Genomic DNA, 18427 nt, shown 5'->3' with positions numbered 1-18427 from the left:
CCCTACGCACACCCTACGGCCCCCCCACGGGGCGTTCTGCTCCGTGAGGGGCGCGCGGGGGGCTTAATGCGCGGGTTGCAAATCGCTCATTTCTTCGCCGGTGTTGCCCATGTCCTTGCTGATGTACAGGTACATGGCCGGTACAACGAACAGGGTGAACAGGGTGCCCAGGGTCATGCCGGTGGCGATGACGAAGCCCATGGCGAAGCGTGAGCCGGCGCCGGGGCCGCTGGCGATCAGCAGGGGCACCATGGCCAGTACCAGCGCTGCGGTGGTCATCAGGATCGGCCGCAGACGAATGGAGGTGGCTTCCTCGATGGCGCGGCGCTTGCTCAGGCCCTGCTCCTGGAGCGAGTTGGCAAACTCCACGATCAGGATGCCGTGCTTGGAAATCACACCGATCAGCGTTACCAGGCCCACCTGGGTATAGATGTTCATGGAGGCGGTGGGCCAGTAGAGCCCGCCCATCTGGGCAAAGCCACTGATGATGTTGAGGATCGCCATGCACAGCAAGGCGCCACACACCGACATCGGTACCGACACCAGCATCACCAGCGGATCGCGCCATGATTCGAACTGAGCCGCCAGCACCAGATAGATGATCACCAGTGCGAAGAAGAACGTCAGGATCAGCTGCGAACCTTCGGTGCGGAATTGCCGGGACTGCCCCGCATAGTCGGTGCGGTAGCCCTGGGGCAGGATTTCCGAGGCGGCGCTCTCGAGCACGCCCAGTGCCTCACCCAGCGAGACGCCTGGCCGGGGCACGGCCGATATGGTGATGCTGTTGAGCTGCTGGAAGCGGTTCAACTGCTGCGGCTGCACCGTGTGCTTGAGTGTCGCAAAAGTTGACAGCTGCACCAGCTCGCCGCTGCGGGTGCGGGTGTAGTACTCCAGGATCTGATCCGGGTTCAGGCGGTCGGCACGCTGCACCTGGGGAATCACTTTGTAGGAGCGATTCTCCAGCGCGAAGCGGTTGGCAAAGCCACCGGCCAGCATCCCGGACATGTCCTGGTTCAGGCTGCGCATGTCGATCCCCAGGGCGGCGGCCTTGTCCCGGTCGATGACGATTTCCGCACGCGGCTTGTCGATCTTCAGGTCGGTGTTGAGAAAGATGAACTTGCCACTTTCATACCCCTTGCCGACGATCTGCTGCACCAGCTCACTGGCCGCAGCGATAGGCTGCGTGGTGCCGATCACGAACTCCACCGGGAAGCCGCCGCCGCCCCCGCTGGGCAGCGGCGGTGGCTGGAACGCTGCCAGCTGCAGCCCGGGGATGGTGCCGATCATGTTGTTGATGTCCTGCTCCAGCACTTGCTTGGTGCTGCGCTCGCGCTGGTCCCAGGGCTTGAGCACCATGCCGGCCAGGCCGTCGCTGGTGCTGCCGGAGCTGCCGCCGCCAAAACCGTTGATCAGGAATACCTTGTCCATTTCCGGCAGCTCCTGCACTTGTCGGCGCAGGGCGTCGGTATTCTGCTGGAAGTATTCCATCGTGGTGTAAGGGTCAGATTCCGCGAACGCGAGAATGAAGCCCTGATCTTCCTCCGGCGCCAGTTCTTCCGGCAGGCTGACAAACAGGAAGTAACAGGAACCCAGTGCAATGGCGCCGAATACCGCAACAACGAGCTTGTCATTGAGCATGGTGTGCAGGCCGTTGCGGTAGGACAGCCGCAGGGATTCGAACTTGCCGTCCAGGTATTTCTCGAGCTTGCCGCCGCCGTTTTCGTTGTGGGGCTTGAGCAATTTGCTGCACAGCATCGGCGACAGTGTCAGCGCCACAATCCCGGAGAGCAGCACGGCGCCAGCCAGGGTGAAGGCAAATTCCACAAACAGGGTGCCGCTGAGGCCGCCGATAAACCCGATGGGCAGGTACACCGCGACCAGGGTGGTGGTCATGGCGACCACCGGCCAGGCCAGTTCGCGGGCACCCTGGATCGCTGCGTCGTAGGGTTGCATCCCCTCCTCAACATGCCGGTGAATATTCTCCAGCACGATGATCGCATCATCCACCACGATGCCGATCGCCAGCACCATCGCCAGCAGCGTCAGCAGGTTGATCGAGAAGCCCATCAGCAGCATCAGGAACATGGCGCCGACCATGGACAACGGAACGGCTACAGTGGGAATGATTACTGAACGCAGTGACCCCAGGAACAGGAAGATCACCACGATGACGATGATGACCGCCTCGACAATAGTGGTCAGTACCTCACTGATGGCGCTCTGGATGTATTCCGTGGAGTCGTAGGGAATATCACCGGACAGGCCGTCGGGCAGCTCGGGAATGATGTCGGTATCCCAGACCTCGCGCACCGCCTGGATGACGTCCAGGGCGTTGGCGTCAGGCGCGACTTCGATGCCGATAAACGTGGCGGCCTGGTCGCCGAACGTCACGGTGGTGGCATAACTTTCTGCGCCCAGCTCGATGTCGGCGATGTCGTCCAGGCGGATGATGGCACCGCCTTCTTCGCGCACGATCAGTTGCTCGAATTCCGCCGCCGTCTGCAGATCGGTCTGTGCTGTCAGGTCGACACTGACCATGGCGCCCTTGGTGGAGCCCACGGCGGAGAGCACGTTGTTGGCCTGCAGGGCGCCGAACACATCACTGGCCGTGACGCCCAGTGCCGTCATGCGCTCCGGCTTGAGCCAGATGCGCATGGCGAAGGTGCGGCCGCCGAGGATTTCAGCGCGCTGTACGCCGGGCACCGTGGACAGCAACGGCTCTACGACCCGCACCAGATAGTCGGTGATCTGGTTGTTGTCGAGAATCTCGCTGTAGAACGCCAGATACATGGCAGCTGTGGCATCGCCTTCCGCGAGCTCGACCACAGGGTCTTCCGATTCCGCCGGCAACTCGCCGCGCAGCTTGTTGACCTTGGCGGCCACCTGGGTCAGCACTTCGTTGGGGTTGGCATCCAGGCGCAGGAATGCCTGGATGCTGGAGACGCCGCCGAAGCTGCTGGAGGTGATGTAATCAATGCCGTCCGCCGTGGCGATTTCCCGTTCCAGGGGCGCGGTGATGAAGCCCTGGATCAGGTCGGCGTCGGCGCCAATGTAGGCGGTGGTTACACTGATCACCGCATTCTGCAATTCCGGATACTGGCGTACGTTCAGCTCCATCGCGGCGCGCACGCCGAGCAGGAAGATGAACAGGCTGACCACACTGGCCAGCACCGGCTTGCGGATAAAGATGTCGGTAAATTTCATGTGTCGTTATCCCGGTGCTGATCAGGTGTTGTCAGGCGTCGGTGCGGTATCGGCCTGCGGTGCGGCTTCGTCGCTGATGATCACGCTGGCGTTGTTGCTCAGCTTGAGCAGGCCGGATGTGGCCACCCGGTCGCCGGCTTCCAGGCCTTCGGTGATGGCCACCATATCGCCGAGGGTACGTCCCGTACGCACGAAGCGGCGGCTCACCGTGAGGCTGGGTTCGCCGTTCTCGTCTGCCTCGCCCTCAATCACCACAAACACGGCGTTGCCGTAGGGGTTGTAGCTGACGGCGGTCTGCGGAATGGCCAGCAGCGCTTCGGCATCGCCGAGATCAATGTTGACCCGGGCGAACATGCCCGCGCGCAGTTTGTTGTCCGGGTTGTCCAGCGTTGCCTGGATGGTGAAGTTGCGGGTGCCCGGATTGATGCCCGGTTCCATGGCGGTGATCTGGCCGCTGAAGCGCTCACCGGGCCAGGCGTCGACGGTGGCCTCGATATCCATTTCCAGCTGAATGCTGGCCAGTCGTTGCTCGGGCAGGCTGAATTCGATGTACACCGGATCAAGCTGTTGCAGGCTCACCACCGGGGTGCCCGGTGACAGGTATTCGCCCAGATCGACCTGGCGAATGCCCAGCTGGCCGGAGAAGGGCGCGCGAATGGTCTTCTGGTTGACCCGGGCCTGCTGGGCGTTGAGGGCGCCGCTGGCCTGATCCGCCTGACTCTGGGAGCGATCCAGTTCCGCCTTGGAAATGCTGCCCTGCTGGTTCAGCCGCTTGCTGCGGTCCAGTTCCAGCCGCGCCAGCTCGGCCGCGGCTCGCAGGGACTGCAATTCGGCGCGGTCGGTGGCGTCATCCAGCTTCAGCAGAATGTCACCTTTTTCAACCATATCGCCGGAATTGAATCGTATTTCGGTGACGATGCCGGCAGATTCCGTGGTCAGCTGAGTGCCGTTGACGGCCCGCGCTGTGCCCACGGCACTGATGCCCCGTGCCCAGCTCGCGTCCTCTGCCTCAGCCACCGTGATGCTGGCGGCTGGCATCGGCATGCTGTCAAAGAACTGGTTCATGCCAATGCGCATGACCGCCTGGATGCCGAACACCAGGCCAAAAACCACGAAACAGGCCAGCAGGACCAGAAACATTTTCTTGTTCATTGCGATGCGCCCTCAATGGGTTGAGCTGCCCGAGCGGCTACGGCCGGTCGGAAATCATCAAACAGGGTGGAACAGATGCGTGACACCAGTGCGTCCAGTGCCACGTCGTCGAACGGATCCAGCAGAGGTTGCCAGTTCAGTCCGTTGAGCTGCGCGGTGCCGTGGCACAGCAACAGCCGGTACGGGTCACGTATATCGTTCTTGTCCAGCACGCCTTCCGCGTGAACCATGTGATGCATGCCAATGGTCATGGCGTATTGTCCCAATGCCAGCTCCAGAGGATAGCGGCCGCGGCTGTCCACATCCCCGGCGTCGATGCCGTCGCTGACAATGCGCGAGACCAGATCGCCAATCGGACGGTGTGCCTCGATGACCGCGTCTCGTCGGCGCTGGGAGGCAGAACCCCACACCGCCTCGGTAAACACGTACTGGGTCAGACGGTAATGATCCGGGTGCCGTTCGGCAAACAGCATGTCAGCCACCATCAGCGCAAACATGCGATCCCGGGACGGTGCATCCCAGTGTGCGGCCCGTGCCATGGTGGCGACCCGTTTCTCAGCCTGGTCGGCGCAGATCGCCAGCAACAGATCCTCTTTCGAGGAGAAATGCTGGTACAGGGTGCCGGTGGCGTAGTCACAGGAGCGCGCCACTTTGGCCATCTGCAGGGTCAGCAGGCCCTGGCCACTAATCTGTTCTCGGGCAGCGTCGAGAAACAGCTGCTCTCGTTCCGCGAGTTCACGCAGGCGTCTTTCCCGGGTCCCCATGGATGACATGTCTCCGGCGATGGGTTGAGTATGGTTGCGAATTCGGACTAAATTATGAATATGATTCACTTTATGAGCAAGAGTCGCTCAGATAGCCAGTCAGGATGACTGAGCGAGCGAGAGCCGTATTGTAAAAATGCGCAGTATCGGGCTATGGCCGGGACATTGGCAGAAGATCGTGACAGATGCTGGCAGTAGCGCGTGAAGGGGCGGGTTCGGTGTGCGGCTCAGTGGCCGGGCATAAACAGGCTGATGGTGTGATTCAGGTGCGCCAGCCCGAGCGGTGTGCACATCAGCTGATCGGGATGGTCCACCAGCAGACCTTGTTGGCGCGCCTTGTCGAGGGGGGCTGCCAGGGTGCTCAGGGGCAAGCCGGTGCGGGCGCTGAATGTCGCGGCGTTGACGCCGTTCACCAATCGCAGCGCGTTCATCATGAACTCACCCGCAAGCTCGTCGGTGGCGACGATCGCGGTACCGCGCCGCGCCGTGCCGCCCTCGGCAAGATAGTCCGCGGGCATACGGGTCTTGCGATAACGCACCAGTTGCCGGCCCTCGGGGGTATCCCGGGTCACCTTGCCATGGCCGCCGGCGCCCAGAGCCAGGTAGTCACCGAAGGCCCAGTAGTTGAGGTTGTGTCGGCATTGCTGTCCGGCCCGGGCGAACGCTGAGACTTCGTAGCGGCCATAGCCGGCTGCCGACAGCAGGGCAAAACCGGCGGCTTCGGTGTCGGCCATGCTGTCGCCGTCGGGCTGAACGGGGGGCGCCCGAAAGAACGCCGTGTTGGGCTCGATAGTCAGTTCGTACCAACTGATGTGCGTTGGTGCGAGCGCGATGGCCTGGCGCAGGTCCGCCAACGCCTCATCGGGTGACTGTCCCGGCAGGGCGTGCATCAGATCCAGATTGAGGTTATCGAACCCGGCGCGGCGCGCTTGCTCTGCCGCCCGCAGTGCTTCGGCACCGCCGTGGATACGGCCCAGCGCGCGCAGATGGCCGTCATGGAAACTCTGCACGCCGATGGAGAGACGATTGATGCCAGCCTGGCGAAAACCGTTGAAGCGATCTTGCTCCACCGTGCCGGGGTTGGCTTCCAGGGTGATTTCGCAGTCTGGTGCCAGGGTCAGGCGCTGCGCCAGGGTGCTCAGCAGGCGGTGATAGAAATCCGGTGACAGCAGGCTCGGCGTGCCGCCACCGAAGAAAATGCTGGTGATCTCGCGCTGCTGCACGTCCGGCAGTTCCTGCTCCAGATCCGCCAGCAGTGCGCTCAGATAAGCGGCTTCGGGCAGCGCGCCGCTGCGCTCATGGGAATTGAAGTCGCAGTAGGGGCATTTGCGCACGCACCAGGGCAAGTGGATATAGAGTGACAGAGGGGGCAGGGGCATAACGGGCCAGGGGCTGATGATCCGGACGGCAAGTGTAGCAGCCAATGCCGGGCAGCGGGTGGCAAGCTGTTCGCGGGGACTGACGCAGGCACTAAAGCAGGCACTAAAGCAGCAGGCACAAAGCAGGCCCGGGGCAGGCATAAAAAAAGGGTGGCCAGCTGGCCACCCTTTTCGTTACTGCCTGGGTCGCAACGCGTGCGTTATGGACCTCAGTTAGCCATGTCCTCGTAGGTGTCTTCCGCAGCATCACGGGTATCCTCGTAGGCTTCATCGGCACTGCGGCCTGCTTCTTCCATCGGGCCGTCGTTGCCCATCAGGGAATCATAGCCGTCTTCCACGCGATCCATGCCGTCATCAAAGGCTTCGCCAGCTTGCTCGCCGGGGCCGGGATCGCCGCAGGCAGACAGGGCGAAAAGGGAAACCAGAGCAAAACCGGCAATATGCATCTTCTTCATGAATATCTCCTCCATGTGACTGAGATGTCAGGCGCTGCTGACATGTGACAAGGCAGAGCCTACTGGTTATTCGTGAAGAATGTGAGGGGCGAGTCTGCCTTTTGGCAGAGGTTTAACACTAATTTGTAGTTCTTTCGCGGTTCCTGACCTGATTTCAGCGAACAGGCAAGCGCTGGCGGGCAACTGCCATGAAGTCGGCGAGCGCTTTACCGCGATGGCTGAGGCGATGTTTTTCTGTTGCCGACATTTCAGCGGCGCTGCACCCGGCGCCATGGGCGAAGAAATGCGGATCGTAACCAAAGCCGCCATGACCTTGCGGCGTCAGGTGTATCGCACCCTCCCAACTCCCCTGGCAAATGATCGGCACGGGGTCTTCTGCGTGACGCATGAAAACAATGACGCACTGGTAGCGTGCACTGAAGGTGTCGGTGCTATCGGCCTGGCTAACCGAGGCACGCAACTGGCGCACCAGTTCAGCATTGTTGTCGGCATCCGAGGCATCCGGCCCGGCGAAGCGTGCGGAATAGATCCCCGGCGCGCCTTTCAATGCATCGACTTCCAGCCCGGAGTCGTCGCTGATGGCGGGCAGGCCGGTATGCATTGCGGCGTTACGCGCTTTGATAATCGCGTTCTCGACAAAGGTCAGGCCGGTTTCGTCGGCTTCCGGCACCCCGAATTCGCTTTGTGGTAACAGCCGTATGCCCAGCGGTTGCAGGATGTCGGCCAGTTCGCGCAGCTTTTTCTGATTGCCTGACGCCAGCACCATGTCCATCAGCAGGCCACCCGGTAAATGGCGATTTCGCCAAACACATTGGGCCACAAGCGAGTGCCAATGCCCGAGGCATGATCATTGTTCAACACCAGCCGGTCGAGAATGCGATAGCCCCGCTGGCGACAATGCGCATCGAAATCGTTGACCGTGCACAGATGAATGTTGGGCGTGTCATACCACTGATAAGGCAGGCGCCGGGATACCGGCATGCGGCCTTTGAAAAACAGATAACCGCGCACGCGCCAGTGGCCGAAATTGGGGAACGTGACAATCGCCTCGCGGCCGACGCGCAGCATTTCTGCAAGCACCAGGTCTGGACGCTGCACGGCCTGCAATGCCTGAGTCATCAGCACATAGTCGAAACGTTTATCCGCTATATTGCCCAGCCCTTCATCAATGTCCTGCTCGATGACGTTTACGCCACGGCGAATACAGCCGGCAATATTGTCCTGATCAATTTCCAGGCCGTAACCCTGCACGTTGCGCGTGTCGCGCAGGTTCTGCAGCAGCTGGCCCTCGCCGCAGCCCAGGTCGAGCACGCGCGCGCCCTGGGGTATCCATTCGCGGATCAGCGACAGGTCGGTGCGCAGTGTTTCACCGCGTGTGTCGGGCAAGGTGTCAGCGGCGGTCATGACGTGCCTCCAGGTCGCTGGCAATACGATGCATCCAGGCGCCGAACAGCCGGGTATATTCCGGGATGTCCAGCAGGAAGGCATCGTGGCCCTTGTCGGTATCGACTTCGGCGTAGCTCACATCGCGGCCCACCGCCACCAGCGCGTTGACGATCTCTTCCGAGCGTTCCGGTGCGAAACGCCAGTCCGAGGTAAACGACACCACCAGGAACGGGCAGGTTGCCTGTGCCAGTGCGCGCTCAAGGGAATGGTCAAAGTCCCGTGCCGGATCAAAATAATCCAGCGCCTTGGTCATGAGCAGATAAGTGTTGGCGTCGAAATTGCGCGAAAACGTCTCGCCCTGATGACGCAAATAACTTTCCACCTGGAACTCGACATCGAAACCGAAATGGAAGCGACCGCTGCGCAGGTCGCGACCAAACTTGGCGCGCATGGCGTCGTCACTCAGGTAGGTGATGTGGCCGACCATGCGCGCCAGAATCAGCCCCTGCCGGGGATAGGTGTCGTGCAGATAATAGTGGCCGCCATGGAAATTCGGGTCGGTGAGAATGGATTGCCGGGCGACTTCGTTGAACGCAATATTCTGGGCCGACAATTTCGACGCCGAGGCGATCACGGCGGCATGGGCAATGCGCTCCGGGTAATCAATGGACCATTGCAGCGCCTGCATGCCGCCGAGGCTGCCGCCGATCACCGCCGCCCACTTCTGGATGCCGAGGCGATCCGCCAGGCGGGCCTGGCTGTTGACCCAGTCCTTCACCGTGACCATGGGGAAATCCGGCCCCCAGGGCTGGCCGGTTTCCGGGTTGATGCTGGCCGGGCCGGTAGAGCCATGGCAGCCACCGAGATTGTTCAGTGACACCACAAAGAAACGGTTGGTATCAATGGGCTTTCCCGGGCCAATGCAGCCGTCCCACCAGCCGGGTCTGCGATCCTCTTCGCTGTGGTAGCCGGCGGCATGGTGATGCCCGGAGAGCGCATGGCAAATCAGCACCGCGTTGGTCGCGTCGGTGTTCAGGGTGCCATAGGTCTCATAGATCAGGTCGTAGGCCGGCAGCACGCGACGGCATTCCAGCTCCAGAGGCTGGTCAAAATGCATCACGGAGGGCTTTACCAGGCCAACGGAGTCGTGTGCAGGGGTGTCATGTGCAGGTGTGTCGGGCATCGTTATCCGGTTAAGTGTGTCCGGTCAGGCAACAGCAAAGAGCGCAAGTCTAAACAGCGCCCGGGAGTGCTGCAATGCAGCCACAGAGAATGTCACGCCCGCGTGCAGAGTGCCAATGTCGAGTATCAATGCCGGGTGCCAATCTCGGGCGCCAGCCTGGCGCGCCCCGTGTCATGGTGCGCCCGCCGGGTGGCCGTGCGCCGTGCTGAACCATAACCGTGGATCGTCCAGCGGTGTCTCTGGCGGCAACAGCGGATTTTCCAGCACCAGCAGGCGCCGCTGGCCCGGATTGGCTTGCGCCAGTGCCTGCCGGTTGACCGGGTGCTCGTGGAACAACCGCATGAAGCTGCCGTCGGCAAGCGCGCGCTCCAGCCCTGCCGTCAGACGTTCAGCGAGTGCGCTGTTATCCCGGGCGACGAAGAAGTAGGTGGCGGTGGGGTAATAAAGCAGTAGCTCAGGCTCGACCATCAGATTCATGTCGGGCCGCTGTGCCACTTCCTGCCAGGGCTCGTTGAGCATGCGGGGAAGAAAATCGAAGCGCCGTTGCTGCAGCATCAAGAACAGCGGCTCATAGCCCGCAACGCGCTGCACCGGGATGCCATTGGCGGCAAGAATATCGGTGTCGGGCCAGTCGTGTCCCTGCCCGGCCTGCATATGTCGCAGCCCTGCCAGATCGTTGATCTCGGCAAAGCGCGGGGCGTCGTCACTGCGGATCAGCAACAGGCGATAGCCGCCGAGCCCGCGGGCCAGGGGAATGCGAATCGGCGTCAGCGCGGCTTCGCGCTCCTGTGAGGTCATGGTCCACACAACATCCAGTGAGCGGCCGGTGGCCAACTCGCTGAGGGCGCGGCTCTGGGGCATGGGTGTCGGGGTGGCGCTGAGCGTAAAGGCGCCATGGCTGTCGCGGGTCTTTTCCAGCGCCAGCGTCAGCATGGCGATGAAGTAGCTGTTGCGCTGGTCGCGGCTGTTCTCGACCGCGATGTGGCGGATGTGGGTGGTGTTGTGGGTGGAGTTGTCCGCCGGCTCGGGCAAGGCCTCGGCCAGGGCGGACGTGTGTGGCAGTCCGGCAAGTAGCAGCAGAGCGGTCATTCGGTACAACATCTGCCTGCGCATGGGGATCTCCCGGTCAGGTGTTCTCCTGCAGTACGGTGCGGGTGCGGCCGGTTTCGTCGATGGCGACAAAGGTGAACAGGCCTTCGGTGACCTTGGCCACTTCGCCCAGGCTGCGAATCCAGACTTCCACGCGAATGCGCATGGAGCTGCGCCCCACATCCAGCAGGTCGGTGTAACAGCTGACAACGGCACCGATGGGCACCGGGCGCAGGAAGGACATGCCGTCAATGGCCACGGTGGCGACGCGGCCCCGGGCTGCTTTGCGGGCACAGACGGCGCCCGCCAGATCCATCTGGGACACCAGCCAGCCGCCGAAGATGTCACCGTTCCAGTTGGCGTCCTGGGGCATGGCGATGGTCTGGATGGCCAGCTCGCCGGTCGGTTGTGGTTCGTCGTCGCGCTCTTCAGTCATTGTTCTGTTCCGGTTGTGCAGTCGTCGGGTCAGCGAGATACCAGCCCTGGCAGCCAGGTGGCCAGCGCTGGCCACACCGCGAGCAGGAGCAGCATCAGCAGTTGTATAAGGATAAAGGGTATCACGCCGCGATAGATATCTGCTGTGTTCACCGTCGCGGGGGCGACACCGCGCAGATAGAACAGCGCGAAGCCGAACGGCGGCGTCAGAAAGGACGTTTGCAGGTTGAGAGCGATCATCACGCCCAGCCAGATCGGGTCCAGGCCCAGCATCAGCAGGGCCGGGGCGACGATGGGCACCACCACGAAGGTGATCTCGATAAAGTCGAGAATGAAGCCGAGCAGGAAAATCAGCAGCATCACCATCAACATGGCCCCGAAGGCGCCGCCCGGCAGGCCGGTGAGCAGCCGCTCCACGGCGTCACCGCCGCCGTAGCCGTGAAACACCAGGGAAAACACCGACGCGCCGATCAGGATCATGAAGACCATGCTGGTGACGCGGACGGTGCCGCGCATCACGTCTTGCAAGCGGCCCAGGCTCAGCTGGCGCCGCAGTATGGCCAGCAGCGTGGCGCCGGTGGCGCCCACGGCGGCGGCCTCGGTGGGTGTGGCCTTGCCGGTCAGAATGGCGCCGAGCACCGCCACGATCAGCAACAAGGGCGGCAGCAGGCTGGTAATCAGCGCGCGGGCCAGCGGGGGCTGCGGGGCGTCGCCGGCGGCTGCGGGGGTGACGCGCGGCAAATAGTGCGGGCGCCACAGCGCGACCGCCAGGATGTAAGCCGCATAAAGCCCGACCAGCACCAGCCCGGGCACCACAGCCCCGGCAAAAAGATCACCCACGGACACACTGTCGAAGGACCACAGGCCCTGGCGCAGCTGCGCCTGCTGATAGGCGGTGGCCAGCACGTCGCCCAGCAGAATCAGGGCAATGGAGGGTGGAATGATCTGGCCCAGCGTGCCGGTGGCGCAGATCAGGCCGCTGGCGATGCCGGGGTGGTAGCCCTGGCGTAGCATTGTGGGGAGGGCAATCAGGCCCATGGTCACCACGGTGGCGCCGACGATGCCGGTGCTGGCGGCCAGCAGGGCGCCGACCAGGATGATGGCGATGCCCATGCCGCCGGGCAGTGGCCCGAACAAACGGGACAAGGTGCCCAGCAGGTCTTCGGCGATGCGGGATTTCTCCAGCATCATGCCCATGAACACGAATAACGGCACGGCGATCAGGGTGGTGTTGCTGACAATGCCGAACAACCGGTTGGGAATCAGCCCCAGCTCGCCGGGATCAAACACGCCAGCGAGCATGCCGGCAAAGGCGAACAGCAATGCCACCCCGCCCAGCGTAAACGCCACCGGGTAACCCGCCATCAGCACCAGACAGACCGTGACGAACATCAGCAGGGCGATTATTGCCATGGTTCGCTCTCCTGCTGTGGCTGCTGTGGCGTGGTGGGCCGGCCATCGCGCGGCGGCACCGGGTGCCCGGTCAGCACCAGCAGCGCGCGCAGCATTTCGGCGGCCGCCTGAATCAGCAGCACGGTGGGGAGCACCAGTAACAGGCTCTTGAGCAGATACAGGAAGGGCAGGCCGCCAGCTTCCTGTGAGCCCTCGCCACGCGCCCAGCTGAGCAGCACATAATCCAGGCTCATGACGAACAGCGTAATGGCCAGCGGCAGCAACAACAGAAGGCTGCCCAGCAGATCGATGCGAGCACGCCCCTGTGGCCCCAGGCGCTGGTAAAAGATGTCGACGCGCACATGCTCGTCCCGCGCCAGGGTGTAGCCCGCGCCCAGCACGAACAGCGCTGCGTGCAGGTACAGGGCAGATTCCTGCAAGGCGATGCCGCCGATATCAAAGCCATAGCGCAGCACCACGATGACCATCATGACGGCGACCACGCCCAGTGCCAGCCAGCTGACCAACCGGCCGGTGAGCAGGCTGATGCCTTCCAGCAACGCCAGTGCTGCCCGCAATCCTCCCGCCAACATGCGCCCCCCGCCTTTTCTGATGATCGTGTCGTGTGCCGTGCGGCAACGGCGCAGTATATCTCAACCCGGCCCGACGTCTGCCCGGCATACATCCCGGCATAAATAATGTCGTGCGCCCGGATTATGTCCGGGTGTCATGGAATCTTCATAATGGCCCCCTATAGTCCCGGATCAAGCGCAGGGCATCTGCGTGCCTAAACGATTGGGGAAACCTGGAGATCACTATGAAACTGCGTACGGCTCTTACCGCTGCTGCGGTAGCCATCACCACCACTTTCAGCGGCTTTGCCGTGGCGGACGTCGATCCGAAACTGCCAGCCTACCAGCGCGTGGGTGGCATTTCCGGTAACGTGAACAGCATCGGTTCCGATACCCTGAACAACCTCATGACCCTGTGGGCTGAGGAATACAACAAGTTCTACCCGAACGTGCGCGTTCAGGTGCAGGGCGCTGGTTCTTCCACCGCACCGCCGGCCATCACCGAAGGCACTGCCAACCTGGCGCCGATGAGCCGCGCCATGCGTGACTCCGAGATCCAGTCTTTCGAGAACCGTCACGGCCACAAGCCTTACGCGGTACCGGTTGCGATCGACATGGTGGCGGTCTATGTCAACAAGGACAACCCCATCGAAGGCATGACGCTGGCGCAGGTTGACGCTGTGTTTTCTGCGACCCGTCGTTGTGGTTACAAGGAAGACATCACCCGCTGGGGCCAGCTGGGCCTGACCGGCGCCTGGGCAAACCGTGATTTCACCGTCTACAGCCGTAACGCAGTATCCGGCACCTACGGCTACTTCAAGCAGAACGCACTGTGCGATGGCGACTTCAAGCCCACCATCAATGAGCAGCCGGGTTCTTCCGCTGTCGTGCAGGGTGTTGCCGAGTCCATCAACGGCATTGGCTACTCCGGTATCGGCTACATCACTTCCGGTGTGCGGACTGTCCCGCTGGCGCGTGAAGAGGGCGATGCCTTCGCTGACACGACGGCCGAGAATGCGGCAACCGGTGACTACCCGCTGGCGCGCTTCCTCTACGTCTACGTGAACAAGGCGCCCAACGGTGAGCTGGACCCGATCACCCGCGAGTTCGTCAAACTGATCCTGTCAAAAGAAGGCCAGGAAGTGGTTCTGCGTGACGGCTACGTGCCCCTGCCTGAGTCTGAGGCTGCCAGGCACCGTAAGGCGCTGGGCCTGTAAGTCTCTGATCTGAAAAGAAGTACAAGTAAAAGCGCCGGGCGTGATGCCCGGCGCTTTTTTTGTGGGTGCCGTGTCTGTTGTGGATGCCGTGCCTGGCCAACAATCATGACGCGATATTCATTTGTTACAGCGGCTGTCACATTGCTGTCATTTAAGGCGTCTAGTCTGCGGGTCTCGGATTCAGCTTGCCGGATTATCACCTATGACCGATTCCCAGAACGCCCACGCTCCGGAAAACAGAGGCTTTCGCCATCTGCTGCCCGATGCTGATGCGCGCAAGAAGCAGCGCCGACGGCGCATGATCAATGACAAACTCTCTGCGTTCGGCATTTCCATGGCCGGGATGGGTGTGGTTGGCGCGCTGGCGCTGATCTTCGTTTACCTGTTCAGTGAAGTGACCCCCTTGCTGCGTTCCGTCTCGGTGACACCGCAGCTGGGCTATGCCCTGCCGGCGGCCGGCCCGGAAACGGAAACCCTGCACGTGACCCTGGACCGTTACCAGGAAATCGGCACGCAGGTCACCCGCGATGGCCGCATCATCTTCTTCGAAGCAGACTCCGGTGAAGTGCGCAGCGAGTTCTCGGTGCCGCTACCGGAAGGCACCGAGGTGACCAGCTTCGGTTACGGCGAGAAGCGTGATGGCGTGCTGGCGTTCGGGCTGAGCAATGGCCAGCTGATGGTCGCCAAGATCGAATACGAGTTGACCTATCCGCAGGACTTCCGGGTAACAGTGCCCAAGGTCACCTACCCGCTGGGCGAGGCGCCCGTGGATGTGGATGAACAGGGCCAGGCACTGACCCAGATCGCCATCCAGGAAAGCAGCCGCGGTACGGTAGCAGTCGCCCGCACCGCTGATCAGCGGTTGCTGGTGAATGCCTACCGGACCCAGCGCAATATCTTCTCCGGTGATGTGCGCGTGTCTGCCACCCGCACCGAAATGCCGACCTATCCGCATGCGGTGACGCGGATTCTGGTGGATAACAGCCAGCGCAACGTGTTTATCGCCGACCCGGCGGGCTATGTGGCCTACTACAATATTTCCGACGTCAACAACCCGTCCATGGTGGAGCGCCGCCGGGTCATCGACAGCGGAAAGCAACTGACCAGCATGGCGTTCATGGTGGGCACCGTATCACTGGTGATTGGTGGTGAAGACGGTTCGCTGGCGCAGTGGCAACTGGTGCGGGACGATCAGAATCGGTACAGCCTCGCGCGGATGCGCAGCTTCATACCGCACGATGCGCCGGTGACATTTATCGATACCGAGTACACCCGCAAGGGCTTCCTGAGTGGTGCGGCGGATGGCTCCCTCGGTATCCACTTCGGCACGTCCAGCCGCACGCTGCTGCAGGAGCGTGTGATCGACGCGCCGATAGGCCGCATTGCCATCTCGCCGATCAACGGCCGAATGCTGGTGGTGGATCAGTTTGATGGTGTGCACCCGCACCTGGTGGACAACCCCCATCCGCAGATCTCGTTCCGTGCGCTGTGGCAAAAAGTCTGGTACGAGGGGCGTGGCGCGCCGGATTATGTCTGGCAGGCGTCCTCCGCCACCGATGAATTCGAGCCGAAAATGAGTCTGGTGCCGCTGACGGTGGGCACGCTCAAGGCAGCATTCTTTGCCATGCTGATCGCCATGCCGGTAGCCGTCATGGGCGCCATTTACTCGGCCTATTTCATGACGCCGCGCATGCGTGGTGTGGTCAAGCCCAGCATCGAAATCATGGAAGCATTGCCCACGGTGATTCTCGGTTTCCTGGCAGGCCTCTGGCTGGCGCCGTTTGTGGAAGATAACTTGCCGGTGGTGTTCACCATGTTGTTCGGTTTACCGCTGGGCATGTTGCTGGCCGGCTATATCTGGTACCGCCTGCCGCAGGAGTACAAGAACTATGTCCCGGCAGGCTGGGAAGCCGCAGTGCTGATCCCTGTCGTGCTCGGCATCGGCTGGTTGTGTGTGGCGTCCAGCCCGTACATTCAGCTGTACTTCTTCGATGGTTCCATGCGCCAGTGGTTTACGGACCAGGGCATCAACTATGACCAGCGTAATGCGCTGGTGGTGGGTATCGCCATGGGCTTTGCCGTGATCCCGACCATCTTCTCGATTGCCGAAGACGCGGTATTCAACGTGCCGAAACATCTGACCCAGGGCTCGCTGGCATTGGGCGCCACGTCCTGGCAGACGGTGATGGGTGTGGTGCTGCCTACGGCCAGCCCGGGCATTTTTTCCGCGGTGATGATCGGTTTCGGCCGAGCTGTCGGTGAGACGATGATCGTTGTCATGGCCACCGGTAACAGCCCGGTGGTGAACTTCAATATCTTCGAAGGTATGCGCACCCTGTCCGCCAACGTGGCGGTAGAGCTGCCGGAAACGGCGGTCGGCAGCACCCACTTCCGCGTCCTGTTCCTGGCTGCGCTGGTGTTGCTGGTGATGACCTTTGTCGTCAACACCATTGCCGAAATCGTGCGCCAGCGTCTGCGCGCACGCTACAGCAATCTTTGATCGGGGGATCCCATGAGCAAGAAACAAGGCTGGTTTAAAAGTGGCACCCCCTGGATCTGGCTGAACGGCGGGGCGGTCGCGCTCAGTATCGTGATGGTCGCCGGGTTGTTGGGGTTGATTGCGGTACGCGGTCTGGCGCATTTCTGGCCGGCACCCATTGTGCAGTTTGACTACACGCAGCGTGATGGCACGCAGGAAGTGGTCATGGGCGAGGTGGTGCGCAGTCAGACACTGGCCGGCACTATCGTGATTGATTCCGGCCGCCCGGATCTGGCGCAGCCGGATGATCTGGTTACCCGCTTCCTGATCAAACGCGGTAACCGGGATGTGACCAGCCGTGATTTCATGTGGTACCTGCAGCCCGCCATGGGCGAGATGAGCAGGCCGGCTGACGCTGTAGTGATAGAGCGGCGCGAGTGGGGCAATTTCTATGGCCTGCCCCGGGCGGTGCTGGAAGGCGATGTCATCGTGGCCGAGGGCGACGCAGTCATGGTCGAACTGCGCAACCGCATGGCGCGCGCGCTGAGCATCCGTGATGAGATCAACAAGATCGAACGCAGCGATATCGGCGACATCAACTACCGCATGGAACAGATCCGGCTGGGCTCCCGCCGCATCGCACTCAATGATCGCCTCTCGGAAGAGGAAAAAGCGGCACGGGTTGCTGAACTGGAGAGTGGCCGCCAGGCGCTGGATGATGAGTACGCGGTGATTCAGCAGCGTCTGGATCAACTGAATGTCGAAGCCAGCCGGGATACCCTGCTGGCGTTGACGGCAGATGGCAGGGAGATGCGTATCAGTCTGCGCGATATCGTGCGCGTTACGCAGCCCAATCAATTGTCCCTGTTCGGCAAGATGGCCAATTATGTGGATCGCTTCTGGGAATTCATGAGCGGCAATCCACGGGAGGCGAACACTGAAGGCGGTATTTTCCCGGCCATTTTTGGCACCGTCACCATGGTCTTCATCATGAGCCTGGTGGTGACGCCGTTCGGTGTGCTGGCGGCTATTTACCTGCGCGAGTACGCCAGACAAGGGCCGTTGTTGCGCGCCATCAGAATCTCCGTGTACAACCTGGCGGGTGTGCCGTCCATTGTGTACGGGGTGTTTGGTCTGGGCTTCTTTGTCTACACCATTGGTGGCAGCATTGATCAGCTGTTCTACCCTGAATCCTTGCCGGCGCCGACATTCGGTACGCCCGGCCTGATGTGGGCGTCATTGACGCTGGCGCTGCTGACACTGCCGGTGGTTATCGTATCCACCGAAGAAGGCTTGTCGCGGATTCCCAGCACCATTCGCCAGGGCTCGCTGGCGCTGGGTGCGACCAAGGCTGAAACCCTGTGGCGGGTGGTCGTGCCGCTGGCGACACCGGCGATGATGACCGGCATGATTCTGGCGATTGCACGGGCTGCCGGTGAAGTGGCGCCGCTGATGCTGGTCGGGGTGGTGAAGCTGGCACCGACGTTGCCGGTGGACAGCTACTTCCCGTTCATTCATCTCGACCGCAAGATCATGCACCTGGGCTTCCACATTTATGATGTCGGCTTCCAGAGCCCGAATGCCGAGGCGGCGCGGCCGCTGGTATATGCCACCGCTCTGGTGCTGGTGGGCATTATCGTGGTGCTGAATCTCACGGCGATCAGCATTCGAAACCGGTTGCGCGAAAAGTACCGCGCGGAATCCGACTAAGTATATGTTC

Annotated in this window: 15 protein-coding genes; 3 read left to right on the top strand and 12 right to left on the bottom strand. The window is 61.9% G+C overall.

The features are described 5' to 3' along the window. Positions 1–63: 63 nt before the first annotated feature. The 12 genes from K8B33_RS06865 to K8B33_RS06810 all read right to left on the bottom strand — a co-directional run bounded on the left by K8B33_RS06865 (position 64) and on the right by K8B33_RS06810 (position 13032). Positions 64–3204, bottom strand: a complete 3141-nt coding sequence (locus K8B33_RS06865; RefSeq protein WP_223424892.1) for an efflux RND transporter permease subunit — start codon at positions 3202–3204, stop codon at positions 64–66. A gap of 21 nt (positions 3205–3225) precedes the next feature. After that, positions 3226–4356: an efflux RND transporter periplasmic adaptor subunit gene (locus K8B33_RS06860; protein WP_223424890.1), complete on the bottom strand. Its 1131-nt coding sequence runs from the start codon at positions 4354–4356 to the stop codon at positions 3226–3228. Continuing rightward, entirely contained in the window at positions 4353–5129 is a 777-nt protein-coding gene (locus K8B33_RS06855) for a TetR/AcrR family transcriptional regulator (protein WP_223424887.1), read from the bottom strand. Before K8B33_RS06855 ends, K8B33_RS06860 begins: the two co-directional genes overlap by 4 nt. A 218-nt stretch (positions 5130–5347) precedes the next feature. Beyond that, positions 5348–6499, bottom strand: coding sequence for a radical SAM family heme chaperone HemW (hemW, locus tag K8B33_RS06850; RefSeq protein ID WP_223424884.1), 1152 nt, complete (start codon positions 6497–6499; stop codon positions 5348–5350). 209 nt (positions 6500–6708) lie between these two features. Continuing rightward, positions 6709–6954: a hypothetical protein gene (locus K8B33_RS06845; protein ID WP_223424882.1), complete on the bottom strand. Its 246-nt coding sequence runs from the start codon at positions 6952–6954 to the stop codon at positions 6709–6711. A gap of 154 nt (positions 6955–7108) precedes the next feature. After that, entirely contained in the window at positions 7109–7726 is a 618-nt protein-coding gene (gene rdgB / locus K8B33_RS06840; RefSeq protein ID WP_223424880.1) for an RdgB/HAM1 family non-canonical purine NTP pyrophosphatase, read from the bottom strand. Further along, positions 7726–8358 (bottom strand): methionine biosynthesis protein MetW, encoded by a 633-nt coding sequence (gene metW / locus K8B33_RS06835; protein ID WP_449697242.1) that lies wholly within the window; start codon positions 8356–8358, stop codon positions 7726–7728. Before metW ends, rdgB begins: the two co-directional genes overlap by 1 nt. Next, positions 8345–9523 (bottom strand): homoserine O-succinyltransferase MetX, encoded by a 1179-nt coding sequence (gene metX / locus K8B33_RS06830; RefSeq protein ID WP_223424877.1) that lies wholly within the window; start codon positions 9521–9523, stop codon positions 8345–8347. The genes metW and metX overlap by 14 nt, the downstream gene beginning before the upstream one ends. Positions 9524–9694: 171 nt before the next feature. Further along, positions 9695–10636, bottom strand: a complete 942-nt coding sequence (locus K8B33_RS06825) for a substrate-binding periplasmic protein (protein WP_223424875.1) — start codon at positions 10634–10636, stop codon at positions 9695–9697. A 13-nt stretch (positions 10637–10649) separates the two neighbouring features. Further along, positions 10650–11048 carry an acyl-CoA thioesterase gene (locus K8B33_RS06820; RefSeq protein ID WP_223424873.1) on the bottom strand — a complete coding sequence of 133 codons (399 nt, stop codon included), beginning with the start codon at positions 11046–11048 and terminating at the stop codon, positions 10650–10652. 29 nt (positions 11049–11077) lie between these two features. Beyond that, entirely contained in the window at positions 11078–12460 is a 1383-nt protein-coding gene (locus K8B33_RS06815) for a TRAP transporter large permease (RefSeq protein WP_223424871.1), read from the bottom strand. Then, complete coding sequence (locus tag K8B33_RS06810) at positions 12451–13032, bottom strand: TRAP transporter small permease subunit (RefSeq protein ID WP_223424869.1); 582 nt, start codon at positions 13030–13032, stop codon at positions 12451–12453. The genes K8B33_RS06815 and K8B33_RS06810 overlap by 10 nt, the downstream gene beginning before the upstream one ends. 224 nt (positions 13033–13256) lie before the next feature. Here K8B33_RS06810 and K8B33_RS06805 point away from each other — a divergent pair, with 224 nt between their 5' ends. From K8B33_RS06805 to pstA, 3 genes are all read left to right on the top strand, one after another. Next, a complete protein-coding gene (locus K8B33_RS06805; RefSeq protein WP_223424866.1) occupies positions 13257–14228 on the top strand; it encodes a PstS family phosphate ABC transporter substrate-binding protein in 972 nt (323 codons plus the stop codon). Between the two features lie 202 nt (positions 14229–14430). Beyond that, positions 14431–16728, top strand: a complete 2298-nt coding sequence (locus K8B33_RS06800) for an ABC transporter permease subunit (RefSeq protein ID WP_223424863.1) — start codon at positions 14431–14433, stop codon at positions 16726–16728. A gap of 12 nt (positions 16729–16740) precedes the next feature. Next, positions 16741–18417, top strand: coding sequence for a phosphate ABC transporter permease PstA (pstA, locus tag K8B33_RS06795; RefSeq protein WP_223424861.1), 1677 nt, complete (start codon positions 16741–16743; stop codon positions 18415–18417). Positions 18418–18427: the final 10 nt, after the last annotated feature.

This window comes from Alcanivorax limicola, from assembly GCF_019931215.1.
GTDB classification, from domain to species: Bacteria; Pseudomonadota; Gammaproteobacteria; order Pseudomonadales; family Alcanivoracaceae; genus Isoalcanivorax; species Isoalcanivorax limicola.
This window is presented reverse-complemented; position numbering and strand designations above follow the sequence as displayed.